This window comes from Ruegeria sp. BHSC029, assembly GCF_059613085.1.
Genome location: NZ_JBXWRU010000002.1, coordinates 621,167 through 644,422, shown reverse-complemented (window position 1 = coordinate 644,422; position 23,256 = coordinate 621,167). Strand labels below are relative to the sequence as shown.

Below are 23,256 nucleotides of genomic sequence, written 5' to 3'. Positions count from 1 at the left end.
TTGAAGCTGCCGGAGAAGCGGCAAGACCCCCATGAGAAAACAGGGAGACAGTTGAGATCATGGCCGAAACTTCGATAGGAACACCCGATCAGCTTCGGGATCCGAATTACACGCCTGCGCTGCACAAGGCGATACCACTTGGGATTCAGCACGTTCTGGCAATGTTTGTGTCAAACGTGACCCCCGCCATCATCGTGGCCGGTGCGGCCGGGTTTGGCTTCGGGCCGAACTCGCCCGATTTTCCCGAGCTGCTGTATCTGATCCAGATGTCGATGCTGTTTGCAGGGCTGGCGACCTTGTTGCAGACCATCACACTGGGCCCGGTTGGTGCGGCATTGCCCATCGTTCAGGGAACAAGCTTTGCGTTCCTGCCCATCATGATCCCATTGGTGGCTGGCAAGGGCGTTGAGGCCCTTGCCGCGCTGTTCGGAGGCGTTCTGATCGGCGGCATCTTTCACGCCTGCCTTGGGATGTTCATTGGCAAGATCCGCTTCGCTCTGCCGCCATTGGTCACGGGCCTTGTTGTGACGATGATCGGATTGGCACTTGTCAAGGTCGGCATCCAATATGCGGCGGGTGGTGTCCCTGCGATCGGTACGCCGGAATACGGATCGCTGCTCAACTGGTCTGCGGCACTGGTCGTCGTGATCGTCACGCTGGGCCTCAAGTTCTTTGCCCGCGGAATGCTGTCGGTGTCTGCGGTTCTGGTCGGATTGGCTGTCGGCTATGTCTACGCCCTGATGGTCGGAATGGTGACGTTTGAAGCCATTGGAACAAGCTGGTCGCGGGCCGCTGGTTTCGCGCTGCCGGTGCCCTTCAAATATGGGTTCGAATTCTCGCTGGCGGCGGTGATCGGGTTCTGCCTCATGGCTTTCGTGTCAGCGGTCGAAACCGTCGGTGACGTTTCGGGCATTACCAAAGGCGGCGCGGGTCGCGAGGCCACGGACAAAGAGATCGCGGGAGCGACCTACGCAGATGGTGTTGGCACGGCCGTCGCCGGTATGTTTGGCGGTTTGCCGAATACCTCGTTCAGTCAGAATGTCGGCCTGATCGCGATGACCGGAGTCATGAGCCGCCATGTCGTCACGATTGGTGCGCTGTTCCTGATCCTGTGCGGACTTGTTCCCAAGGTCGGCGCCATCATACGCACTGTTCCGATCGAAGTTCTGGGGGGCGGTGTGATCGTCATGTTCGGCATGGTGGTGGCTGCCGGCATTTCGATGTTGTCCGACGTGGACTGGAACCGCCGCAACATGGTGATCTTCGCAATCTCGCTGTCGATCGGGCTTGGTTTGCAGCTGGAGCCCGGCGCGGTTCAGCACTTGCCGGACACAATCCGCATCCTGATGACAAGCGGACTGCTGCCTGCGGCGCTGATCGCCATCGTGCTGAACCTCATTCTGCCGCATGAACTGGCCGAGGAGTCGACCGAAGAGGTCTCGGGCGGAATGGCCGGTCACGGCGCTGGCAGTTTGCCGCACGACTGAAACCTGTAACTCAGCCCTGCAGCGCCAAGCGCGCTGCGGGCTATTCCGTCTGAGCCATCATACCGGCGACATCGAGCATACGGGCCGAAAAACCCCACTCATTGTCATACCATCCGAAAACCCGGACCTGATTTTGCCCGACGACTCGTGTTTCCGGTCCGGCAATCACCAGCGATTCCGGTCGCGTACGCAGATCGGACGAGACCAGCGGCAAGTCGATCCAGCCGAGCACCTTTGATGCCTCGACGGCGCGGCGCAATTCGGCAGAGAACAGCTCCGGATCCATTCCATTTTGCAGGGTCACGACCAGATCGATGGCCGAGACGCTGGCAGTGGGCACCCGCACCGCCGCACCGGAAATACGTCCGGCCAGATGGGGCAGAACCTCGTCGATCAGATGGGTCGCGCTTGACGTTGTGGGTACCATCGACAAGGCCCCGGCCCGCGACCGCGCCAGGTCGCCGCGCGGGGCGTCCACCATCGGCTGGCTGTTTGTGTAGCAGTGAATCGTGGTCATGTGCGCTGAGGCGATGCCTCCGATCTCGTCGATCACCTTGGCCAGCGGCGCCAGCGCGTTGGTGGTGCAGGACGCGTTCGATACAATCCGGGCATTGCCCAGCATGTCTTCGTTGGCACCCAGAACAATCGTTGTCTCGGCGGCCGGGGACGGGCCGGAAATCAGCACCTTGCCAGCCCCTGCCTGCAGGCCCCGGATTGCGACATCCGAACTGCGCGCGATACCCGTGCAATCCAGCATCACGTCCACGCCGGACAGATCGACATCGGCAAGGTCGTCGCTGTGGCTCAGTGGAATCGAATGTCCATCCACTTGCAAGGACCCGGCGCTGGTTTCGACCGAACCGGCATAGGGGCCGAACGTGCTGTCGTACTTGAACAGATAGGCACAGGTCTCCAGCGGTGCGATGTCGTTGATCAGTACCACTTGAACATCCGAACCCGCTGGCAGGGCCATGACCTGCCGCAGGATCGTGCGGCCGATGCGGCCGAATCCGTTGATTGCGAGTTTCATGCGCAAGCTATGGCAGGCCGTTTGACCGACCTCAATGCCCGTATGGCGTCGCCGCTATCCGCAGCTGACCTGCGAGAAGAACTGGCCCGAAATATTCTGGTACATGCTTGACCGGATCACCTTGCACCCGGTTGCCTGCTGGATGGCCGCAATGGCCTGAACAGTGCGCAGGCGCGGCGGCGGGCCGAACGGGTTGAGGTTGTTGTTGTCGCGGGTCGCACGATACACGACAGGGGCATCCGCAACCTGCGTCACAGCCCATGTGCGGCTCATGACGGATACGGTTTTGGTCGCTTCCTTCGCCACGACCGGGGCGGTGTCGACGGCGACCATGAGGCCGATCATGGCCAGTGCCGTCAGAGGGGCGCGCAGTTTCATCGACCAATCTCCACGAATGAACAAAACGAAATCACCTCTAATTTCAGCAAATTCCGCCGTCCCTGTGAACCCCTGCCGACGCAAAAGCCCGTTTTCAGAACCTTTTGCTGGTCATCGTGTGGACAGTTTCAACGGCATGTGCCGATTGACGTCCTTGTAGAGCAGATACCGGAATCGCCCCGGCCCGCCCGCGTAGCAGGCTTGAGGACAGAACGCGCGCAACCACATGTAGTCACCGGCCTCGACCTCGACCCAATCCTGGTTCAGTCGATAGACGGCCTTGCCCTCAAGCACATAAAGCCCGTGCTCCATGACATGCGTTTCGGCAAAGGGGATGACCCCGCCTGGTTCAAACGTGACAATGTTCACATGCATGTCATGGCGCAGATCACTTGGGTCCGCGAAGCGCGTGGTGGCCCACCGACCTTCGGTGCCGGGCATTGGGGTTGGGGCGACGTCGCGTTCGTTGGTGATGATCGGATCGGGGGCCGGCAATCCGGGTACGGCCTCATAGGCCTTGCGTACCCAATGGAACCGGGCCACGGCGTCAGAGCGGTTGTGCAAGGTCCAATCGGACCCGGGCGGAATGTAGGCATAGCCCCCTGTGTCCAGCTCGTGGACCTGCCCCGCAAGGGTCAGGGTAACCGACCCTTCGACGACGAAGACCACGCCTTGAGCCTTCGGGTCCGTCTCGGGCGTATCGCTGCCGCCGCCCGGCTGGACCTCCATGATGTATTGCGAAAACGTCTCGGCAAACCCGCTGAGGGGGCGCGAAAGGACCCACAGTCGGGTCTGTTCCCAAAACGGCAGAAAGCTGGTCACGATGTCGCGCATCGTGCCTTTCGGGATGACGGCATAGGCGTCAGTGAACATGGCGCGGTCGGTCAGCAGCTGAGTCTGGTCCGGAAGCCCGCCGGTGGGCGCGTAGTAATTTTGATGAGCCATTCCTGTGCCTCAAGCTTGGTTTGCGATTACTATGGTCGCATCAGCGGCGGGCCGATAGCGCCGGCAGTCCGATAGGTTTGTTCGGCATTATTTGAAGGTCCGGCCGCGGGGGCTTGGCCCTGATTGCTCGGATGTATATTCTTGGTGCAGATCAATTTTCACGAAAGCGAGTTTCGCATGACTGTCCGGTTGCCTGCTGCCCTGTTTGCGCTGTTTTTGTCGGGTGTCGTGGGGGCGGTCGATGCCAAGCCTCTGTCCCGGATCATCGCCGAAATGGGGCTGAGCCCGGACGACTATCAGGTTCTGGACGCGACGACGTCTTCGATGCTGGCAGGCGGGAACCCAAGCGTCGGGCAGGAGCGGAACTGGGTCAACGAGAAAACGGGCACCAAAGGCACGGTCAGGATACGGGACGTGAAGGACAATTGCGTTCACTTCCAGCACTTTGTCCAGCCGTCCGGGGCGGCGCCCAACCCGGAAATCCGCACCCGTCAGTGCAAGGATGCCAGCGGCAATTGGATTCTGACGCCGTAATCGCGGATCAGTAGCCGCGGCTGCGATCCACCTCGTGCAGCAGGGGCTGACCTGCACTCAGCCGCAGAAAGTTCCGGGCAACATCCGCCAACGCATCACCCAGATGCCATCCCGACACATGCGGTGTGATCGTGACCGCCGAGTGCCGCCATAAGGGGCTGTCTTTGGGCAACGGCTCTTGTGCGGTCACATCGAGAACCGCGCGCCCAGGACGACCCCGGTCAAGTGCCTCGATCAAGGCTTCCTCGTCGATCAGGTCGCCGCGTCCCGCATTCAACAACTGGCTGCCGTCCTTCATCGCGCCGAGCATTTCTGCGTCAAACAAGCCGATGGTTTCGGGGGTCGAGGGCAGGATCGCGCAGACATGGTCGCAACCGCGCAGCATTCCCGGCAAAGCATCCTGCCCGTGCAGACAGGTCACATCTTCGATTTGCTTGGGCGACCGGCTCCAGCCGATGACCTGGAACCCGACATCGCGCAGCATGCGGGCAGTACGGCTGCCGATATGGCCCAGCCCCAGAACTCCGACTACGGTGTCAGATGTCAGCATCGGCGCTTTCGGCCACCACTCGGCCCGCCGCTGAGCGTCCGCGTGAAAGCCCATGTTCCGGTGAGCGTACAGGATATAGGCCAGAAACCACTCTGCGATGCCTTGCGCCGGGGCGTCCGGTTTCAGGCGGGCCACGCGGACATGCGCGGGCAGGGCGGGGTTCGACACGATTGTCTCGACTCCGGCGCCCAACTTTTGCACCAGCTGCAGATTGGGTAGGCGGGTCGCGTGATCGTCCCGCAGGCCGACAACGGCCACCATGGTGACCTCGGCCGGGTCACCAATGGTGCTTGGCGTGCGCACATCGGCCGTTGGTGCATGTTGCCGTACTTCTTCGGCAATCTCGGCATCGCTCATCCAGTCGGACAGCCCGGTATCGATCAACAACGCCATCTGCGCCCCTCTTCCGTTTCAAATTGATTGCAAGTGACGTGCCGTCACGCGGCTGGACACAGTTGCCGCAGCTAAGCCATCCTCGGCGCAAAGGTAAAGCCCGGTTCCGGGATCTACGGAGGATTCTTCATGAACATGTCATTTGTCTTGCGCGAGGAGAACCGGGCGCTGCTGGAGCGGGTCCGCGACATGATCCGCAACGAAATCATGCCCCTGGAAGAGGAATACCAGGCCGAGATCAACAAGGGCGACCGCTGGCAGTACACCGAACGCCAGGCCGAGATCCTTGAAGGCTTGAAGGCCAAGGCCAAGGCGGCGGGTCTGTGGAATTTCTGGCTGACCGACAGCGACAAGGGGTTCGGCCTGACCACGGTTGAATACGCCTATTTCGCCGAAGAGATGGGCAAGACCCCGCTGGGCGCCGAGGTGTTCAACTGTTCCGCCCCCGACACCGGCAACATGGAGGTGTTCGAGCGCTACGGCACCGAGACGATGAAGGAACAGTGGTTCAAGCCGCTGCTCGAGGGCGAGATCCGCTCGGCCTATCTGATGACCGAGCCGGATGTGGCCTCGTCGGATGCCACGAATATCTCGATGTCCTGCGTGCGGGACGGGGATGACTATGTTCTGAATGGCGAGAAATGGTGGTCGTCCGGCGCGGGCGATCCGCGCTGCAAGGTCTACATCGTGATGGTCAAGACCGGCGGCGACGACCTGCCCAAGCACAAGCGCCAGTCGATGATCGTGGTGCCCGCCGACACGCCGGGAATCGAGATCCTGCGCCCGATGGAAGTGTACGGCCATGACGACGCGCCGCACGGGCACATGCATATTCGGTTTACCGATGTCCGGGTGCCGGCCGAGAACATCCTGCTGGGCGAGGGCCGCGGGTTCGAAATCGCGCAGGGGCGCCTCGGGCCCGGTCGTATCCATCACTGCATGCGCGCGATCGGCCAGGCCGAGATGGCGCTGGAGCAGATGTGCAAACGCGCCCTGCAGCGCGAAGCCTTCGGCAAGAAGCTGGCGCAACTGGGTGCCAATTTCGACATCATCGCCGAGTGCCGGATGGAGATCGAGATGGCCCGCCTGCTGTGTCTGAAGGCCGCGTGGTACATGGATCAGGGCGATGCGCGCGCGGCGGCCCCGTGGATCAGCCAGATCAAGGTCGTGGCACCGCGCGTTGCGCTGAAGGTAATCGACGAGGCGGTGCAGATGTTCGGCGGGCAGGGCGTCAGCCAGGATACGCCGCTGGCCACCGCCTGGACCCATGTGCGCACGCTGCGGCTGGCCGATGGCCCGGATGCGGTGCATCGCCGTCAGGTGGCGCGGGCCGAACTGAAAAAGCATACCCAGGAAAAGATCTGAGATGCAGGACGCGGCGATGCAGCCAGTGGTGGGAGAGACCGCCTATTTCCGGGTCGCGCCCGACGGGGCCTTTGTCGGAAATGACCCGGCGCGCGGGCCGTGGTCGGCCGACCACTGTCATGCCGGCCCGGTTGCGGGCCTGATCGTGCGCGCGGCCGAGATCGAGGTCGGCCCCGACAAGATGCTGACCCGCCTGACGGTCGATCTGCTGCGCCCGCTGCCTCTGTCCGGTCTTCGCGTGGCCGCCGAGACCGTGCGCCACACCAAGACGCTGGCCACCACGCGCGTCACGGTGCATGACCTGGACGATACGCTGTGCGCGACCGCCACCACGATGCATCTGGCGCGCCGGGATCTGGGGCCGGTGCCGAATGTGGCGATCCAAGGCCCCGACCTGTCGCAGATCGAAGACGGCCCGTTTCCCATCGGCGAAATGCGGCATGACCTGCCCGGCTTTGCCCATCATTCCGAAGTGGCCTATCCCAAAGGCGGCAACCAGGGGGCGGGGCCGAAAACCATCTGGATGCGCACCCCGCCTCTGCTCGAGGGTGAAACCCCCTCTCCGATCCAGTCGCTGTGCCCGCTGGCCGATTGCGGCAACGGAATTTCGTGGAATGCGCCGACTTCGGAAATGGGGTTCATGAACACCGACCTGACGGTGCAGATCCACCGCGAGCCGACGTCCGACTGGCTCGCCTCGGACTCCGTGTCGCACTGGCAGCCCAGCGGCATCGGGATGTCGCAGTCGGTTCTGTACGATACTCAAGGCCCGATCGGCACGGCGCTGCAGACGCTGGTCCTGTTTCCGCCGAAATGAGCGGCAAAATCCGTGCTTACCGCCGAACCGCGTTGCCAGCGCCGGTCGGGCACCCTATCTTCGCGTTCATGCGCTGGATACCCACCTTGTTCGCCTGTTGCCTGCCGTTTACCGCGGTGGCGCACCCGCATGTCTTCATCGACACCGGGCTGGAATTCATCGTGGACGAGTCGGGCAACCTGACCCATGTCCGCGTCACCTGGGCCTATGACGAGTTCTACTCGCTGCTTGTGCTCGAAGACATGAGGTTGGATCAGGACGGCGACGGCGTACTGTCCGAGGCGGAGGAGCAGCGCCTCGCCGGTTTCGACGCGCAGTGGGTCGAAGGATACAACGGCGATCTGGTCATCCTGGCTGCCGATCAGCCGGTTGCCTTGTCCGGCCCGCTGGAGCCACGCGCCACGACCGAGGATGGCCGCATCGTGACCACCCATCTGCGCAAGGTCGAGGGCGACCCGGTGGTTGCCCAAAGCCTATCGGCCAAACCCTATGACGAGACATTCTATACCGCCTACGAGGTGACGCGCCCGGTCACCGTTTCCGGGCCTGAAACCTGCCGGATCGACAGGTTCGAGCCGGATATCGACGGCGAACTGGCCCAGATGCAGGCCTTTCTGCTGACACTGGACGCCGACTATGACCTCGAGGAGAACGACATCCCTCTGGTCGGTGAACGCTTTGCCACCGAGATCCGCGTTTCATGTCCCGCTACCTGATCCTGCCGGTCGGTCTGGCGATTGCGCTGCTGCTGTGGTTCTGGGGCAGCGGTGGTTTTGACAGCCTAGCGTCCTGGGCCGCGGGCGAGCAGCGGGAATTCCAGAACCAGATCGCCCGAGCCCTTCGGGCCGCGCGGGCCGAACAGCCCGAGGCCGTGGCCACGCTGCTGGCCGTCTGTTTTGCCTATGGGTTCTTCCATGCGGTGGGGCCGGGCCATGGCAAGGTGCTGATCGGAGGGTACGGGCTGGGCCGCAATGTCGCCTTTCTGCGCCTGTCGGCGATCAGCGTGCTGTCCTCGCTGGGGCAGGCCGTGACGGCCATCGTTCTGGTTTATGCAGGCGTTCTGGTGTTCCAGATGTCGCGGCAAAGCCTGGTCGGCGTCACCGAGCAGATCATGGCCCCGGTCAGCTATGGCGCGATCGCGGCCATCGGGCTGTGGCTGGTTCTGCGGTCGCTGCGCAGTTTCGCCCGGCGCGGTCGTGCGGACAGTGCCCCGCATGACCATCACCATCATCATGATCACGGGCATCACCACCACGACGGTGAGGTCTGTTCCGATTGCGGGCATCGTCACGGCCCCACCGCGGAAGAGGTGGCCCAGGTCGGCAGCCTGCGCGAGGCGCTGATCCTGATCGCCGGCATCGCCGCGCGACCGTGTACCGGAGCTTTGTTCGTGCTGATCCTGACCTGGCAGATGGGCATCGCGATGGTCGGTATCGCCGGGGCCTTTGCCATGGCGCTGGGCACCGCGACCGTCACCACCCTGGTTGGCTGGACGTCGTTCGGGTTGCGGGGCGGGCTCTTGGCCTCGGCCTCGGCTACGCGGTTCGCGGCCGTGCTGGCGCCCACGATCGAACTGGTGGCCGGGCTGCTGATCGCGGTGATCGCCGGTGGATTGCTGCTGCGCGCGCTCTGACGTCAGTCGAAAACAGGATCGGGGTAGCCCACCCGCGCCAGGTACAAACCTTGCGGCGGACACACCGGCCCGCAGGCCGCGCGGTCGGCAGCCTCGAGCGCATCGCGCACGTCCTGCGGTGTCCAGGCACCCGCGCCGACCCGTTCCAGCGTGCCGACGAAGCTGCGCACCTGGTTGTGCAGGAAGGACCGGGCGCGGACGTGGAAATGCACCTCGGGGCCGGAAAAGCCCTGAACCTGTTCGACGCGCAGTTCATCCAGCGTCTTGACCGGGCTGGCCGCCTGGCAGATCGAGGACCGGAAGGTGGTGAAATCGTGCCGCCCGATCAGCATGTCGGCCCCTTCCTGCATCGCGGCGACATCCAGCGGATGCCCGATCTGCCAGACCTGGCCCTTGTCATGGGTCGCGGGCGCACGGCGGACCAGGATGCGGAACAGGTATTGCCGCTCGATGGCCGAGAACCGCGCATGCCAGTCATCCGCCACCCGCGCGGCCTTGAGAATCGCCACCGGCAACGGCTTGAGGTGATAGTTCAGCGCCTCGGACAGGCGGAACGGGTCCCAATCTTTTTCAAGGTCGCAATGGGCCACTTGCCCCAGCGCGTGAACGCCCGCATCCGTGCGCCCCGCGGCCGCGATCGTGTGTGACCCGGTCTGCAGTTTCGATAGGGCTGCCTCGATGGCGCCCTGGACCGAGGGCAGCTCTTTCTGCCGCTGCCATCCGGCAAACCGTTCACCTTGGTATTCGACTTTCAACGCGTATCTGGGCATGGGCTGCTGGTACCCTGCCGGGCGCGCCCGGGCAAGGGCAGGCGGCAAAAGCGCTGGCAACCGGGGCAGCGGCTACCTATCTTGGGACAAACAAGAAATGCGGGGCGGCGGTTTGGTCATCTCATCACTGGCAGACAGTCTTGTGCGCGGCGTCGAATCCGTCGGCGACCGCGTGTCCGAGACGTTTTTCGAACCGGTCGTGCGGCTGGGCGTCACCGGTCTTGCGCGGTCGGGCAAGACGGTGTTCATCACGTCGCTGGTGGCCAACCTGCTGGACCGGGGGAGGATGCCCGGCCTGGTCGCCCAACAGGAGGGGCGCATCAACGCCGCCTACCTGCAGCCGCAGCCCGACGACACAGTGCCCCGGTTCGATTATGAATCGCACCTGTCGGCACTGACCGGGCTTCAGCCCCATTGGCCCGACAGCACCCGCGCCGTGTCCGAGCTGCGCCTGTCGTTCAAGGTCCGCCCTGCCGGGCTGCTGGCTGGCCTGCAGGGGCCACGCACCGTGCATCTGGACATCGTCGACTATCCCGGCGAATGGCTGCTGGATCTGGCACTGCTCGAAAAAACCTATGACGACTGGTCGCGCGAAACGTTGGAGCGGATCGCGCAGCGTCCGGCAGCCGCCGATTTCCTGGCCCAGGTCAAATCCGTTGATCCGGCCGACCCCCATGATGAACCCACCGCGCAGGCCCTGTCGCGGGGCTTTGCCGACTATCTGACTGCCGCGCGGGATGCGGGGTTTTATGACTGCACGCCGGGCCGGTTCCTGCTGCCGGGCGATCTGGCCGGGTCGCCGGTGCTGACCTTTGCGCCGTTGCCGGTCGAGAGCGCCGCGCGCCGCCGCAGCCTGCACCGCGAGATGGAGCGCCGGTTCGAGGCCTACAAATCGCAGGTGGTGAAGCCCTTTTTCCGGGATCATTTCGCCCGGATCGACCGGCAGGTGGTGCTGGTAGACGCGCTGGGCGCGATTCACAAGGGTCCGCAGGCGGTCGAGGACATGCGCCGCGCCATGGGCGACATCCTGTCGGCCTTCCGGCCCGGCCGCAATGCGTGGCTCAGCCAGATGTTGCTGGGCAAGCGGGTCGAACGCATCCTGTTCGCGGCCACCAAGGCCGATCACCTGCACCACCTGCAGCACCCGCGCCTGACCGCGATCATGGAGGCCCTGACCCGCGAGGCGCGCGACCGCGCCAGGTTCGCCGGGGCCGAAACCGCCGCCATGTCCATCGCCGCGCTGCGCGTGACGACCGAAGAGATCCGCAATCACAACGGCGTCGAACTGCCCTGCGTGCGCGGTAGTTTGGAGAATGGAAAACAGGCGGCCTTCTACCCCGGAGAGCTGCCCGAAGACCCCGCCCATCTGCTTAATCCTGCGCGTAAGGGGGCCGACACCTGGTTGGGCGAGGAGTACGGGTTCATGACCTTTGCCCCGGCGCATCTGTCGCTGCGCCCCGGTGACGGCCCGCCGCATATCCGGCTGGACCGCGCCGCGCAGTTCCTGATCGGAGACCGGCTGTGACCGTCACCCTCAGGCCCGCGCGCAGCCTCGACGCTGGGGCGGTCGGAGAGATCCTGCACGGCTTTGCACGCGAAAACGACTGGATGCCCGAGCTGCATTCGGGGGCTGAAGCCATCGCTTTTTGTGGGCAGATGATCGACAAAGGATGGGTCACAGTTGCCGAACAGGGCGGCAAGGTCGCAGGCTTTTTGGCCATGGACGGAACCGAGGTTCATTGCCTGTACCTGAGTCCCCCTGCGCGGAATCAGGGGATCGGCACAGAACTGCTGGACAGCGCCAAGGCAGGTCGGCGAGAACTGGCGCTGTATGCGTTTCAGGCCAACACGGGCGCGTGCCGGTTCTACGAACGGCACGGCTTTATAGAAGTGGCCCGCAGCGACGGGGCCGACAATGATGAACAACTGCCGGACATTCGGTTCGTATGGCGGAAAAAGGAGTGACGCATGGCCAAGGGTCCGGTTCTGATCGAGCTTGACGAGGATGCCCCGTCCGCCGACGTGTCGAAGGCCGCGCCGGTACCGGATATCGCGCCGCCCCAGGGGCAGGCGATGCAGGCCGCGGCCCGGCTGGCCGCGCGCAAGCCGTCGATTCTTGGGCGGTGGTTCTGGGGGCTGGCGGTTGCGGTCGTGGGGGCGGCGGTCTCTGTCGTCGCATGGAATTTCGCCACCTCGTTGATCGCCAGCGTGCCGGTGCTGGGCTGGATCGTGACCGGCATGATTTGCGCGCTAGTGCTGGTGGCCCTGCTGATCGCGCTGCGCGAACTGGCCGCGCTGGGCCGGCTGTCGCGGGTGGACGGGATGCGCCGCGCCGCCGATGCCGCGCTGGCCGATGCCGATCTGGCACAGGCCCGGGCCGTGACGCAGCGCCTGATCGCGTTCTATCGCGGGCGCGAGGATACGCGCTGGGGCCGCGACCGTCTGGTCGAACGGATCGAGGACCAGTTCGACGCTTCGGGCCTGCTGGGACTGGTCGAGGATGAATTGCTGGCCCCGCTCGACGCCGCCGCCAGCCGCGAGGTCGAGGCCGCCGCGCGCCAGGTCGCGACGGTGACGGCGCTGGTGCCGCTGGCGTTGGCCGATGTGGCGACGGCGCTGCTGGCCTCTTTGCGGATGATCCGCCGGATTGCCGAAATCTATGGCGGGCGGGCCGGATTCCTGGGGGGCTGGCGATTGACCCGAGCAGTGTTCGTTCACCTAGTGGCCACGGGCGCGGTGGCCGTGGGTGACGACCTGCTCGAACCGGTTCTGGGCGGGTCGGTCCTCAGCAAGCTGTCGCGCCGCTTTGGCGAGGGGCTGGTCAACGGCGCCCTCAGCGCCCGCGTCGGCGTGGCCGCGATGGAGGTCTGCCGACCGCTGCCCTTCTCGGACCGCCACAGGCCGTCGACCCGCGGCATGATCTCGCGCGCGCTGAGCGGGCTGTTTTCCAAGGGTTGATCTGCCGCAAAGCCAACGGGCCGCTGCGCAGGGCACAATCTCCCGGAAGGGAGACCAGCCATGGCAGATCACGGCCACAGCCAACAGGAAATCGCAGACCGGATCGACGCCCCACCCGGGCGCGGGTTCCTGCGTGACGTGGTCTATGGCGGGATCGACGGTTCGGTGACCACGCTGGCCATCGTGGCGGGCGTGGCCGGGGCCGGGCTGTCGCCCTTCGTCATCGTGGCCTTGGGCCTGGCCAACGTGCTGGCCGACGGGTTTTCGATGGCGGCGGGCAACTACTCGGGGACCAAGGCCGAGCTGGACAATATCCGACGGATCCGCGCCATCGAAGAGCGCCACATCCGCCTCTACCCCGACGGCGAGCGCGGCGAGGTGCTGGAGATCCTGTCCCGCAAGGGCTTGTCGGGCCGGGTGTTGGAACAGGCAACCGATGCGATCACCGCCGATCAGGATACCTGGATCAACCTGATGATCGAGGGCGAATACGGGCTGGGCAGCGTCGATCCGCATCCGCTCAAGGCCGCCGCGGCCACCTTCGCGGCCTTTGTCGTGGCCGGCATGGTTCCGCTCGTGCCGTTCCTGTTGGGTGTCGAGGGCGCGTTTCCAGCCTCGGTCCTGATGACACTGGGCGTGTTCTTTGCCATCGGCGCGATGAAAAGCCGGTGGTCGCTGGCGCCCTGGTGGCGCTCGGGGCTTGAGACGCTGGCGATCGGTGGTGCGGCGGCGGCAATTGCCTATCTCGTCGGGTCCATGTTCCATCCCTAGATCACTGGCGTCAGATCGCAACAGGCTGAAACCATTCGGGATTTCCCGACTGTCTTACCGCGCCTGCACAGGATAGCCTGTAATGCAGAGTTGCCCGGAGGTGCGGTTTGGAATCTCTGCTTGTTCTTGTTGGCTTGGTCGTTTTGGCGATGCCGGTATCTATTGTCGTCTTGCTGGTCGGCCATGCCCGTCTGCGGCGGCGGGTCGAGCAGTTGGAGAGTCGGTTGGGTGCCGGGCCGCAACCGGACGCGGAGCGGCCACCACAGACGCAGTCCGCGCCAATCGAAGCACCGACGCCTGAACCGCGACCGGCCCCTTGGGGCCCGCCGAAACAGGAAAGCCCACCGACGCCGGACCAACGGCCTGACGCTGAAGAATCGGCAACTGTCACTGAGAGTGCATCGCCTCCGGCCGCAGTGGTGTTCCGCGCCGAGCGGTTTGACGATCTGAGCGCGTGGCTGCGCGAGAACTGGTTCTATGCCGTATCCGCCCTATCGCTGGCGCTGGCGGGGATTTTCTTGGTGCAATACGGGGTCGAAAACGGGTTGCTGCCGCCCACCGCGCGCGTGTTGGCGGCCTTGGGTTTCGGCGCGCTGCTGATCGTGGCCGGAGAGGTCGTCCGGCGCCGATACGGCGATGACGAGTCCTCGGCGACTGCCTATCTGCCTTCGGTGTTTTCCGGCGCGGGGCTGGTCACGCTGTTTGGCGGCGTTCTGGCGGCGCGCCAGCTCTATGACCTGATCGGCCCCGAGGCGGCCTTGGCGGGCATGATCGCCATCGCTCTTGTCGGGCTGGTTCTGGGCTGGTTCCACGGCCCGCTGCTGGCGGCGATCGGGTTGATCGGAGCCTTTGCTGCACCTTTCGTCGTGGGTGGCGATTCGGCTGACCCGTCTTGGCTGTACGGATATTTCTTCGTGATCACCGGGCTGGGGCTTGGGATCGACACGGTGCGGCGCTGGGCCTGGGTGTCGGTGCTGTCGCTGGTGGGCGCCTATTTGGCGGGCCTTTTGCTGGTGACGGGTTCGCCGATCACGGAACCGGCTTTCCTCGTCTACGTGGCCGCCATTGCCGTGATCGCCATTGCCATTCCCGTGCGCCGGATCTGGCCCGATCACGACGGCGCGATGTTCAGCGAACTCCTAGTCAGAAAAACCAGTGGTCCGTGGCCCGAATTTCCGACGCGCCTGGCCTTTGGGGCGGTGCTGGCAAGCTCGGCCATTCTGGCGCTGCAATGGGCCGATACGCGCGGTGAGTTCTGGCTGGCTGTGATCCTGCTGGCCGGGCTGACTTTCGCCCTGCTGATCTGGGCAAAGGACGCGCCGGCCCTGCAGGACATGACCGCGCTGCCTGCCTTGGGGCTGGGTGGTTTCGTATTCACGCATGGATTTGATGACGGCGCGGTGGCGCGTGGGTTCTGGCAGACCTATTCCGAAACGCCCGAGGCCGATTTTCCGTTGGCCGTGACCTGGCTGGTTGCGTTGGGCGCGGTGATCTCTCTTCTGGCGGCATGGCGGTCGTTCCGGGGTGGGCGGTACCCGCTGGTCTGGGCCGGTGCCGCCGCGCTGTACGCCCCGGCGCTGGCCATCGCGCTTGAGCTTGGCTGGCGCCCGGCCAGCGTGATCGGCGCTTACCCCTGGGCCCTGCATGCGGTCGCGCTTGCAGCGCTGATGGTGGTACTGGCCGAGCGCTTTGCCCGCGTGGATGGCGAGGCCCGGATGCGTCCGGCTTTGGCCACGCTGTCGGCCCTGTCCTGCTTGACCTTCGGCTGCGTGATCGTGCTCAGCTCGGCGGCGCTGACCATCGCTTTCGTGGTCACGATCATCGCGGCGGCGGCGCTGGACCGGCGGTTCAACCTGCCACCGATGAGCTGGTTCATCTGGGCCGGAGTCGTCACCGTCACGTTCCGGCTGATCCTGAACCCGGGTCTGGACTGGGCGCTGCACGCGCCGGTTCCGGAAATGTCTCTGGTCTATGGAGCTGCGGTTGCAGGCTATCTTGCCGCATGGTGGATGCTGCGCCCGTTGGACCGCCCGGTCGCCAATGTCATGCTGGACAGCGCAGCGTGGGCGACGGGCGGCGTTCTGGTGTCTCTGCTGCTGTTGCGCTGGTTGGAAGGGCTCGGCGAAGGCGGTGCCGACGACAGCCATTGGGGGCTGGGCCTGCTGTCGGCCATTTGGCTGCTGCTGGCCTTTGCGCAGGTGCAGCGCTTTGCGCTGGGCGGGCGACTGAACTGGGTGCGGGTCGCATTGGGCGTATTCTTCGCCGCGCATGGCCTGTTGTGGCTGGCGCTGGCTGCGACAGTGGCCAACCCTGTTTTGCGTTTTGGGGCAGATCCTGTTCTGGGGCCTCCAGTCTTGAACACGCTTGCCATTGCCTATCTGCTGCCGGCCCTCGTCATCGGCCTGTCCGCGTGGCGGACCCCCAAGATGTCGGCGCAGTTGCGGCTGGCCTGTCAGGGGGTGTCCGTTGCGCTGGGCGCCTTGTGGCTGGGCCTGACAATCCGGCATTTCTGGCAGGGCGCGGCAGGCATGTATGAAGGCAACGGCGTATCCCAGCCCGAGCTTTATACCTATACGCTCGCCCTGCTGTTGATCGGCGGAGCGCTGTTCTATCAGTCGCTGGCGCGTCGGTCGGACGTGATGCGCAAGGCCGGGCTGGCGGTGATCGGGCTGGCGGTGGCCAAGGTGTTCCTGATCGACATCTCGGGGCTGGGCGGTCTGATCCGGGTGTTTTCGTTGCTGGCCTTGGGGCTGGCGCTGGCGGGTCTGGCCTGGCTGAACCGCTGGGCCAAGCTGCGCCATTCGCCGCAGGGGCCGGAAGCTCTGGACCAATAGGCGCAACCGGCCTATAAGCCCGGCCATGCAAGACGTTTTGGCCATTATCATTCGAATTATTTCCCCGGCGCTCTGAGTTTCCGAGACGCCGGGCAAAGGTGCTTGAGTTCATCGCACCGACCGCTTCGATCCAAACACGCCAAGATCATCCAAGGGACGCCTCTCCATGTGCGCCGACACGACCCAGACACCCGACTACAAAGACACGCTGAATCTGCCCCGAACCGAATTCCCCATGCGCGCCGGCCTGCCCAAGCGCGAGCCCGCATGGCTGGACCGCTGGGAAAAGATCGGCGTCTATGACCGCCTGCGCGACAAACAGGGTCGCAAGCCCTTCACGCTGCATGACGGCCCGCCCTATGCCAACGGGCACCTGCATATCGGCCACGCGCTGAACAAGACGATCAAGGACATGATCGTGCGCAGCCACCAGATGATGGGCTTTGACGCGCGCTATGTGCCCGGCTGGGACTGCCACGGCCTGCCGATCGAATGGAAGATCGAGGAACAGTACCGCAAGAAGGGCAAGAACAAGGACGAGGTTCCGGTCATCGACTTCCGCCAGGAGTGCCGCAAGTTCGCCGAAGGCTGGATCGACATCCAGCGCGAGGAGTTCAAGCGCCTGGGCATCACCGGCAACTGGGCCGATCCCTACGTCACTATGGACTATCACGCCGAGGCGGTGATCGCGGACGAGTTCATGAAGTTCCTGATGAACGGCACGCTGTATCAGGGCTCGAAACCGGTGATGTGGTCGCCGATCGAGAAGACCGCCCTGGCCGAGGCCGAGGTCGAATATCACGACAAGGAGAGCTTCACCATCTGGGTGAAGTTCAAGGTGGTGAACACCGGCGACACCACGCTGGACAACGCCTATGTGGTAATCTGGACCACGACGCCTTGGACCATGCCGTCGAACAAGGCCGTGGTATACGGCAAGGACATCTCGTACGGGCTGTACGAAGTGACCGGCCGCCCCGAGGATTGCTGGGCCCGGATCGGTGACCGGTACCTGCTGGCCGACAGTCTGGCCGCCGACGTGTTTGCGCGGGCGCGGCTGGACGATACCATGTACCGCCGCCTGTGCGACGTCACGCAGGACGATCTGGCCAAGATCCAGCTGCAGCACCCGCTGGCCGGGGCCGAAGGGTCCAACGGCGAATGGGACGACATCCGCGATTTCCGCGCGGCCGATTTCGTGACCGATACCGAAGGCACCGGCTTCGTCCATTGCGCGCCCTCGCACGGGATGGAGGAATTCGAGCTGTACCGCGATCTGGGCATGCTGGAACAGGTCATCACCTACAACGTGATGGACGACGGCAGCTTCCGCGCTGACATGCCGTTCTTCGGCGGCAAGTACATCCTGTCGCGCAAGGGCGGCGAGGGCGATGCGAACAAGGCCGTGATCGACAAGCTGGCCGAGGTCGGCGGGCTGCTGGCGCGTGGCAAGATCAAGCACAGCTATCCGCATTCGTGGCGGTCCAAGGCGCCGATCATCTATCGCAACACACCGCAATGGTTCGTGTCCGTCGACCGAAAGCTGGACGATGGCATGGACGAAATGGGCGGCACTATCCGCGAACGCGCCCTGCGCTCGATCGACGAGTTGGTGAAATGGACGCCGCCCTCGGGCCGCAACCGCCTGTATTCGATGATCGAGGCGCGCCCCGACTGGGTTCTGTCGCGCCAGCGTGCCTGGGGTGTGCCACTCACGTGCTTCACCAAGAAGGGCGCTCTGCCCACCGACCAGGACTATCTGCTGCGCAACCCGGACGTGAACACCCGCATCAAGGCCGCGTTCGAAGAATACGGCGCCGATGTCTGGTACACCGACGGCTTCAAACAGCAGGTGCTGGATGGCATCGTGAACCCCGACGATTATGACCAGGTGTTCGACGTACTGGACGTGTGGTTCGACTCGGGCTCGACCCATGCGTTCGTTCTGCGCGACCGTGAAGATGGCACCGACGACGGCATTGCCGATGTCTACATGGAGGGCACCGACCAGCATCGCGGATGGTTCCATTCCTCGATGTTGCAGGCCTGCGGCACGATCGGCCGCGCGCCGTATCGCAATGTGGTTACGCACGGGTTCACGCTGGACGAGAAGGGCAACAAGATGTCCAAATCGCTCGGCAATACCATCGTGCCGGAAGAGGTCGTCAAGCAATACGGTGCCGACATCCTGCGCCTTTGGGTGGCCCAGACCGACTATACCGCCGACCAGCGGATCGGGCCGGAAATTCTGAAAGGGGTCGCCGATAGCTATCGCCGGCTGCGCAACACGATGCGCTTCATGCTGGGCTCGCTGGCCGACTTCACCGAGGCCGACCGGATCGATCCGGCCGAGATGCCGCGTCTGGAACGCTGGGTGCTCAGCCGCCTGGCCGAGTTGGACGAGCAGGTCCGCAAGGGTTATGCCGCGTTCGACTTCCAAGGCGTGTTCAGCGCGGTGTTCAATTTTGCCACGGTCGACCTGTCGGCCTTCTATTTCGACGTGCGCAAGGATGCGCTGTATTGCGACGGGGACACCCCGCGCCGCCGGGCCGCGCGCACGGTGCTGGACATCCTGTTCCACCGTCTGACTACCTGGCTGGCGCCGATTCTGGTCTTCACGATGGAAGAGGTCTGGCTCGAGCGGTTCCCGGGCGAGGACAGCTCGGTGCATCTGGTCGACTTCCCCGACACGCCTGCCGATTGGCGCGATGCCGAGCTCGAGGCGAACATGGCCAAGATCCGCCGTGTACGCCGTGCGGTGACCGCCGCGCTTGAAGTGCAGCGCCGCGACAAGGTCATCGGCTCCAGCCTCGAAGCCGCGCCGATCGTGCATGTCGAGGATGCGGAAACCCGCGACCTGCTGGCGACCTTCGACGTAGATGATCTGTGCATCACCTCGGGCCTGACCGTCACCGCCGACCCGGCCCCGGCCGAAGCGTTCCGCCTGCCCGAGATCGAGGGCGTCGGTGTTGTGTTCGAAAAGGCCGAAGGGGCCAAGTGCCAGCGCTGCTGGAAGATCCTGCCGGATGTGGGACGCCACGCCCATCCCGGCGTCTGCGGCCGATGCGATACGGCGCTGAGCTGAAAATGATCCCTGAAACCCCCGCCATCGCGCGGGGGTTTTTCTTGCGGCTTGCGACGCACTCGCCGATCTGAAACTCTGCGCCCATGCCGATGATTGCAGTGGAAACCCAGTTCGGATGCCTCGGGATCGAAGAAGAGGACGGTGCCATCACCAGTCTGGTGTGGGACGGTCACACAACGGGTGAGACGACTCCGCTGCTGATCGAAGCGGCATCACAGATCAGGGCCTATGCCGAGGGCCGGTTGCAAGAGTTCGACTTGCCACTGCGTGTCGTTGGGTCCGAATTCCAGAAACAGGTCTGCGGCTTGATGTCCGCGATTCCTTTCGGTGACACGCGGACTTACGGTGATATCGCGCAGGATCTTGGATGTCCGGCGCAAGCTGTCGGGCAGGCCTGTGGCGCCAACCCGATTCCGGTGATCATTCCCTGTCACCGCGTTCTGGCGGCAAGCGGCCTTGGCGGGTTCTCGGGGCAGGGCGGGGTTGAGGGCAAGGTTGCCCTGTTGCGTCACGAGGGCGCTGCCAGTCTGTTGATCTGACCGCCGGAATCCGGTTGCAATCTTTCGCAAAGCGTCCCAACCTGAGACAGTTTTCGAACCCGAAGGACTGCAATTCATGACTGCGAAAATTGACCCCGCCGCCCGGAAGAAGGCCATCATTGACCAATTGATGGCGTTGGAGGCACAGGAGTTGGCGACGGCGCAGGCGCACCACGATGCCTTTCAGAAAGAGTCCCAATTGGATGACCGGGAAGGCCACGACAAGGATGATATCGCGGCATCGCGCGAAAGCGCAGATCTGGCCGCCGCGTTTGACGGGCCGGTGCATGCGCATCATGCCAAGATTGACGTGATCGAAAACACCGATTTCAGCCTGACGGATACAGTGCAGCCGGGCGCCGTAGTCTGGCTGGGCGATCGGCATTTCGTCGTCTGCGTGTCGACCACCAAGTTCGACGTGGATGGCGAAACATATATGGGGATTTCAACCCAAAGCCCGATCTATCTGGCCATGGCCGGAATGCGCAAGGGCGACGTCTTCACCCATAATGGCACCGAGTTCGAGATTCGGGAAATTCTCTGATCTGTGATTTTCGCCCGTTCGGGCCGCGTCTCAATCGCGGCTCGGCGGCATGATTTGCTGGGCGATCCCCGCCGAGACCAGATACAGGCTGGTCACCACCAGACCCCAATGCGCCCAGCTTTGCGGGTGAAAATCCACCCAAGCGGCCCATCCGGCAAAAAAAGTCCAGGCGAAGGCCATGGGCAGGGACAGGTTGCGCCAGCGTTCGGTGCGCACGGGGTGAATGAATTTCAGGGGCAGAAACATTGCAACGGCCAGCAACGCCACAAGGACGAGGCTGAACCAGAAGTCGGGCTTCAGCGCAAAGATCACCACCACGACCATGTTCCAGCAGCCCGGAAAACCGGAAAAGGAATTGTCCTTGGTCTTCATCCGCGTGTCAGCGAAATACATCGCGCTGGCGAATGTGATGACGATGATCGCGAACCAGCCGGTCCAGCCGTCCATCAGACCGGATTTGAACAGCGCATAGGCCGGAATGAAGACGTAGGTCAGATAGTCGATGATCAGATCCAGCAGAACACCGTCGAACTCGGGTGCGTTCTTTTTGACGTGATAGTGCCGGGCCAAGGGGCCGTCGATTCCGTCGACGATGAACGAAACGACCAGCCACAGAAACATCAGGCTCCACTTTTCCTCGACCGCGGCCAGCATGGCCAGCATCGCAAATACGGCTCCGGTCGCGGTGAACAGGTGAACGGCTAAGGCTTTGAATCTGAGTGTCATGACCCGTGTCATGTACGATGCGCGCCCGAGATGCAAAGCAAAAAGCCCCCGGTATCGGCGCCGAAATGTGGTTGCTGCAATTCCGCAGCGTCTCAGGCTTTGGGGTGCGCGCGGTTGTACACCTCCATGAGGCGCGCAGTGTCGACGGCGGTATAGGCCTGTGTGGTCGAAAGGGACGCGTGACCCAGCAGTTCCTGAATGGCCCGGAGGTCTCCGCCGGCCGACAGAAGATGGGTGGCAAAGCTGTGCCGCATCGCGTGTGGAGTGGCCGTTGCCGGAAGACCCAATTGCATACGCGCTTTGGCCATGACGCCCTGAATTGCCCGCGGACTCAGGGCTTTGCCTCGTACGCCGCGGAACAATGGTGCGGTCGGGCTTTGGGGATGTGGGCACAACTCAAGGTATCGGTCGACCGCCTGGCGCGCGGCGGGGATGACCGGAACGATCCTTTCCTTGTCACCCTTGCCGACAATTCTCAGCGTGTTGGGCAGGGGGGCATCCGCGCCGGTCAGGGACAGGGCTTCGGAAATGCGAAGGCCGCAGCCATACAGCAGGGTCACGACGGCAACATCGCGGGCGGCAACCCAATCTGATCCGGATTGCAGCTCGACCGTCTCGATCATGGCGCGGGCGGCGTCTTCGGCCAGCGGGCGCGGCAGTTTCTTGGTGTATTTCGGGGCGCGGGTGGACAGTACGGCGGTGGGCTCGAACCCCTCGCGTTCGGCCAGCCAGCGATAGAAGCTTTTGACGGCGGACAGTTTTCGCGCCAGTGACCGCGCCCCGACGCCGGATTCGCGTTGCTGTGCCATCCAGGCCCGCATGTCCGAAACGGTGATGCGCTCGAGCGCCGCCAGCCCCTGCCGTTCGCTGTGATGCAAAGTCATGAAAGACAGGAAATCCGAGACATCCCCGCGATAGGCGTTGATGGTGTTTTCCGAACGGCCCGCCAAAGCGGTCAACCCCTCCAGCCACAACTGCAACGCATCGCGGCAGGCTGGAGAGATCAGGCTCACGACAGCCAGTGGCGCATCGACCGTTCGAATACGCATGCAAAAAAGGCCAGCAGGTCAGTGCCCAATTGAGGCGAGAAGTGCCTTGGGTCGCGCGCCCCCATAACAATCATGCCCGGCAGACGCCCTTTGCCGAGATCCAGCTGCATACACGCCTCAGATTGCAGCTGGTCCAGCTGATCCCCGTGCACTCTGCGGTTGGGCTGGCGAATTTCGCGCAGGACAACCTCGCGTGCGGGGTGGTTCGGTGCGTTGTCCATGTAGGACTGCACGAAACCCGGTTCCGCCACGGCCAGAACACCGTCCAGCCGGTCGATGCTTGGGTCCTGCTGGACCATCGTCGTTTCCAGGACCAGCGTGATGCGGTCGACGCGAAGGATTTCGGCAACTTCCGTACCCAGCACGCGCAGAAAGTCCTCGAATTCCGTCGGCTCGAGCAGGCGCAGGATGGCGCGGTGAACCTGGTTGGTTCCGGCGAGGTTCTCGTAGGCAGCTGCGATGACCGAGCGGTGAGTGTCCTCCAGCCGGTCCAGCCGTGCCTCAAGCCGTTGCATGGCGATGCCGCGCAGGTCGATGATGTTGTCTCCGCGGGCGCGTTCGTTTGCGGCGACCAGCGCCTGCATCAAATCCTTGTCGTCCAGCACGGCGTCCGGCTCGGCCAGAATCGCGGCGCGGAGGTTGTCCTCGAGTTTGGGATTGCTGCTCATATCCTGTCCGGTCTTTTTTTGTTAGGGGCGTTATAGCACGGGTGCCCGGAAATACCTTGGGAAAAATGCACGTTTAGGTGGATTAGGCGCCGTGTGTGGGGGCGTGGCTCCCGCCTGCAGGCTTCTGATCAAAGATCAGGCCCACTGCAGTTGGGCCAGGCGCGGCCCCGGGCGGGCCGC

Annotated in this window: 22 protein-coding genes; 14 read left to right on the top strand and 8 right to left on the bottom strand. The window is 63.9% G+C overall.

What is annotated here, in order from left to right:
- Window positions 1–59 precede the first annotated feature (59 nt).
- Window positions 60–1,487 carry a uracil-xanthine permease family protein gene (locus AC2FML_RS06885; RefSeq protein ID WP_496782500.1) on the top strand — a complete coding sequence of 476 codons (1,428 nt, stop codon included), beginning with the start codon at window positions 60–62 and terminating at the stop codon, window positions 1,485–1,487.
- A 40-nt stretch (window positions 1,488–1,527) separates the two neighbouring features.
- On the opposite strand, the gene AC2FML_RS06880 is transcribed toward AC2FML_RS06885, so the two are convergent.
- The 3 genes from AC2FML_RS06880 to AC2FML_RS06870 form a co-directional block, all read right to left on the bottom strand.
- Window positions 1,528–2,517 (bottom strand): type I glyceraldehyde-3-phosphate dehydrogenase, encoded by a 990-nt coding sequence (locus tag AC2FML_RS06880; protein WP_496782498.1) that lies wholly within the window; start codon window positions 2,515–2,517, stop codon window positions 1,528–1,530.
- Between the two features lie 54 nt (window positions 2,518–2,571).
- Window positions 2,572–2,895, bottom strand: a complete 324-nt coding sequence (locus tag AC2FML_RS06875; protein WP_170337821.1) for a hypothetical protein — start codon at window positions 2,893–2,895, stop codon at window positions 2,572–2,574.
- Between the two features lie 111 nt (window positions 2,896–3,006).
- Window positions 3,007–3,840 (bottom strand): bifunctional allantoicase/(S)-ureidoglycine aminohydrolase, encoded by an 834-nt coding sequence (locus AC2FML_RS06870; RefSeq protein ID WP_170358122.1) that lies wholly within the window; start codon window positions 3,838–3,840, stop codon window positions 3,007–3,009.
- A gap of 144 nt (window positions 3,841–3,984) precedes the next feature.
- Between AC2FML_RS06870 and AC2FML_RS06865 the strand changes: the two genes are divergently transcribed.
- A complete protein-coding gene (locus tag AC2FML_RS06865) occupies window positions 3,985–4,374 on the top strand; it encodes a hypothetical protein (protein WP_496782552.1) in 390 nt (129 codons plus the stop codon).
- A gap of 7 nt (window positions 4,375–4,381) precedes the next feature.
- On the opposite strand, the gene AC2FML_RS06860 is transcribed toward AC2FML_RS06865, so the two are convergent.
- The gene (locus AC2FML_RS06860; RefSeq protein WP_496782496.1) at window positions 4,382–5,317 is read right to left on the bottom strand and encodes a 2-hydroxyacid dehydrogenase; all 936 of its coding nucleotides are present in this window, start codon (window positions 5,315–5,317) and stop codon (window positions 4,382–4,384) included.
- A 129-nt stretch (window positions 5,318–5,446) separates the two neighbouring features.
- Here AC2FML_RS06860 and AC2FML_RS06855 point away from each other — a divergent pair, with 129 nt between their 5' ends.
- The 4 genes from AC2FML_RS06855 to AC2FML_RS06840 all read left to right on the top strand — a co-directional run bounded on the left by AC2FML_RS06855 (window position 5,447) and on the right by AC2FML_RS06840 (window position 9,132).
- On the top strand, window positions 5,447–6,682 hold the full coding sequence (locus AC2FML_RS06855; protein ID WP_496782494.1) for an acyl-CoA dehydrogenase family protein: 1,236 nt from the start codon (window positions 5,447–5,449) through the stop codon (window positions 6,680–6,682).
- A gap of 1 nt (window position 6,683) precedes the next feature.
- On the top strand, window positions 6,684–7,499 hold the full coding sequence (locus AC2FML_RS06850) for a thioesterase family protein (protein ID WP_480695159.1): 816 nt from the start codon (window positions 6,684–6,686) through the stop codon (window positions 7,497–7,499).
- A gap of 86 nt (window positions 7,500–7,585) precedes the next feature.
- On the top strand, window positions 7,586–8,215 hold the full coding sequence (locus AC2FML_RS06845) for a DUF1007 family protein (protein ID WP_367648534.1): 630 nt from the start codon (window positions 7,586–7,588) through the stop codon (window positions 8,213–8,215).
- Window positions 8,200–9,132, top strand: coding sequence for a nickel/cobalt transporter (locus tag AC2FML_RS06840; protein WP_496782492.1), 933 nt, complete (start codon window positions 8,200–8,202; stop codon window positions 9,130–9,132). The genes AC2FML_RS06845 and AC2FML_RS06840 overlap by 16 nt, the downstream gene beginning before the upstream one ends.
- A gap of 2 nt (window positions 9,133–9,134) precedes the next feature.
- On the opposite strand, the gene truA is transcribed toward AC2FML_RS06840, so the two are convergent.
- Window positions 9,135–9,902, bottom strand: coding sequence for a tRNA pseudouridine(38-40) synthase TruA (gene truA / locus AC2FML_RS06835; RefSeq protein ID WP_496782490.1), 768 nt, complete (start codon window positions 9,900–9,902; stop codon window positions 9,135–9,137).
- 112 nt (window positions 9,903–10,014) lie between these two features.
- Between truA and AC2FML_RS06830 the strand changes: the two genes are divergently transcribed.
- The 8 genes from AC2FML_RS06830 (at window position 10,015) to AC2FML_RS06795 (ending at window position 20,633) form a co-directional block, all read left to right on the top strand.
- Window positions 10,015–11,427 (top strand): YcjX family GTP-binding protein, encoded by a 1,413-nt coding sequence (locus tag AC2FML_RS06830; protein WP_496782488.1) that lies wholly within the window; start codon window positions 10,015–10,017, stop codon window positions 11,425–11,427.
- Window positions 11,424–11,867 (top strand): GNAT family N-acetyltransferase, encoded by a 444-nt coding sequence (locus AC2FML_RS06825; RefSeq protein WP_170358134.1) that lies wholly within the window; start codon window positions 11,424–11,426, stop codon window positions 11,865–11,867. Before AC2FML_RS06830 ends, AC2FML_RS06825 begins: the two co-directional genes overlap by 4 nt.
- 3 nt (window positions 11,868–11,870) lie before the next feature.
- Window positions 11,871–12,860 (top strand): YcjF family protein, encoded by a 990-nt coding sequence (locus tag AC2FML_RS06820; protein WP_496734374.1) that lies wholly within the window; start codon window positions 11,871–11,873, stop codon window positions 12,858–12,860.
- A 60-nt stretch (window positions 12,861–12,920) separates the two neighbouring features.
- On the top strand, window positions 12,921–13,631 hold the full coding sequence (locus AC2FML_RS06815) for a VIT1/CCC1 transporter family protein (protein WP_170366677.1): 711 nt from the start codon (window positions 12,921–12,923) through the stop codon (window positions 13,629–13,631).
- Between the two features lie 107 nt (window positions 13,632–13,738).
- On the top strand, window positions 13,739–16,465 hold the full coding sequence (locus AC2FML_RS06810; protein ID WP_496782486.1) for a DUF2339 domain-containing protein: 2,727 nt from the start codon (window positions 13,739–13,741) through the stop codon (window positions 16,463–16,465).
- Window positions 16,466–16,631: 166 nt separating this feature from the next.
- The gene (gene ileS, locus AC2FML_RS06805) at window positions 16,632–19,550 is read left to right on the top strand and encodes an isoleucine--tRNA ligase (RefSeq protein WP_496782484.1); all 2,919 of its coding nucleotides are present in this window, start codon (window positions 16,632–16,634) and stop codon (window positions 19,548–19,550) included.
- Between the two features lie 83 nt (window positions 19,551–19,633).
- Window positions 19,634–20,089, top strand: coding sequence for a methylated-DNA--[protein]-cysteine S-methyltransferase (locus tag AC2FML_RS06800; RefSeq protein ID WP_170449215.1), 456 nt, complete (start codon window positions 19,634–19,636; stop codon window positions 20,087–20,089).
- Between the two features lie 76 nt (window positions 20,090–20,165).
- Window positions 20,166–20,633 (top strand): hypothetical protein, encoded by a 468-nt coding sequence (locus AC2FML_RS06795; RefSeq protein WP_170337856.1) that lies wholly within the window; start codon window positions 20,166–20,168, stop codon window positions 20,631–20,633.
- Window positions 20,634–20,663: 30 nt separating this feature from the next.
- Here the strand turns inward: AC2FML_RS06795 and AC2FML_RS06790 are convergent, their stop codons facing one another.
- From AC2FML_RS06790 to AC2FML_RS06780, 3 genes are all read right to left on the bottom strand, one after another.
- Window positions 20,664–21,359 carry a CDP-alcohol phosphatidyltransferase family protein gene (locus AC2FML_RS06790; RefSeq protein ID WP_093962794.1) on the bottom strand — a complete coding sequence of 232 codons (696 nt, stop codon included), beginning with the start codon at window positions 21,357–21,359 and terminating at the stop codon, window positions 20,664–20,666.
- Window positions 21,360–21,451: 92 nt separating this feature from the next.
- A complete protein-coding gene (locus AC2FML_RS06785; protein WP_170370894.1) occupies window positions 21,452–22,372 on the bottom strand; it encodes a tyrosine recombinase XerC in 921 nt (306 codons plus the stop codon).
- Window positions 22,369–23,076, bottom strand: a complete 708-nt coding sequence (locus AC2FML_RS06780; protein WP_496782482.1) for a DUF484 family protein — start codon at window positions 23,074–23,076, stop codon at window positions 22,369–22,371. Before AC2FML_RS06780 ends, AC2FML_RS06785 begins: the two co-directional genes overlap by 4 nt.
- Between the last annotated feature and the right edge of the window lie 180 nt (window positions 23,077–23,256).

Coding starts and splice junctions, on each gene's coding strand:
- AC2FML_RS06885 (WP_496782500.1), top strand. CDS start 60: ATGGCCGAAACTTCGATAGGAACACCCGATCAGCTTCGGGATCCGAAT.
- AC2FML_RS06880 (WP_496782498.1), bottom strand. CDS start 2,517: ATGAAACTCGCAATCAACGGATTCGGCCGCATCGGCCGCACGATCCTG.
- AC2FML_RS06875 (WP_170337821.1), bottom strand. CDS start 2,895: ATGAAACTGCGCGCCCCTCTGACGGCACTGGCCATGATCGGCCTCATG.
- AC2FML_RS06870 (WP_170358122.1), bottom strand. CDS start 3,840: ATGGCTCATCAAAATTACTACGCGCCCACCGGCGGGCTTCCGGACCAG.
- AC2FML_RS06860 (WP_496782496.1), bottom strand. CDS start 5,317: ATGGCGTTGTTGATCGATACCGGGCTGTCCGACTGGATGAGCGATGCC.
- AC2FML_RS06855 (WP_496782494.1), top strand. CDS start 5,447: ATGAACATGTCATTTGTCTTGCGCGAGGAGAACCGGGCGCTGCTGGAG.
- AC2FML_RS06850 (WP_480695159.1), top strand. CDS start 6,684: ATGCAGGACGCGGCGATGCAGCCAGTGGTGGGAGAGACCGCCTATTTC.
- AC2FML_RS06840 (WP_496782492.1), top strand. CDS start 8,200: ATGTCCCGCTACCTGATCCTGCCGGTCGGTCTGGCGATTGCGCTGCTG.
- truA (WP_496782490.1), bottom strand. CDS start 9,902: ATGCCCAGATACGCGTTGAAAGTCGAATACCAAGGTGAACGGTTTGCC.
- AC2FML_RS06820 (WP_496734374.1), top strand. CDS start 11,871: ATGGCCAAGGGTCCGGTTCTGATCGAGCTTGACGAGGATGCCCCGTCC.
- AC2FML_RS06815 (WP_170366677.1), top strand. CDS start 12,921: ATGGCAGATCACGGCCACAGCCAACAGGAAATCGCAGACCGGATCGAC.
- ileS (WP_496782484.1), top strand. CDS start 16,632: ATGTGCGCCGACACGACCCAGACACCCGACTACAAAGACACGCTGAAT.
- AC2FML_RS06800 (WP_170449215.1), top strand. CDS start 19,634: ATGCCGATGATTGCAGTGGAAACCCAGTTCGGATGCCTCGGGATCGAA.
- AC2FML_RS06795 (WP_170337856.1), top strand. CDS start 20,166: ATGACTGCGAAAATTGACCCCGCCGCCCGGAAGAAGGCCATCATTGAC.
- AC2FML_RS06790 (WP_093962794.1), bottom strand. CDS start 21,359: ATGACACTCAGATTCAAAGCCTTAGCCGTTCACCTGTTCACCGCGACC.
- AC2FML_RS06780 (WP_496782482.1), bottom strand. CDS start 23,076: ATGAGCAGCAATCCCAAACTCGAGGACAACCTCCGCGCCGCGATTCTG.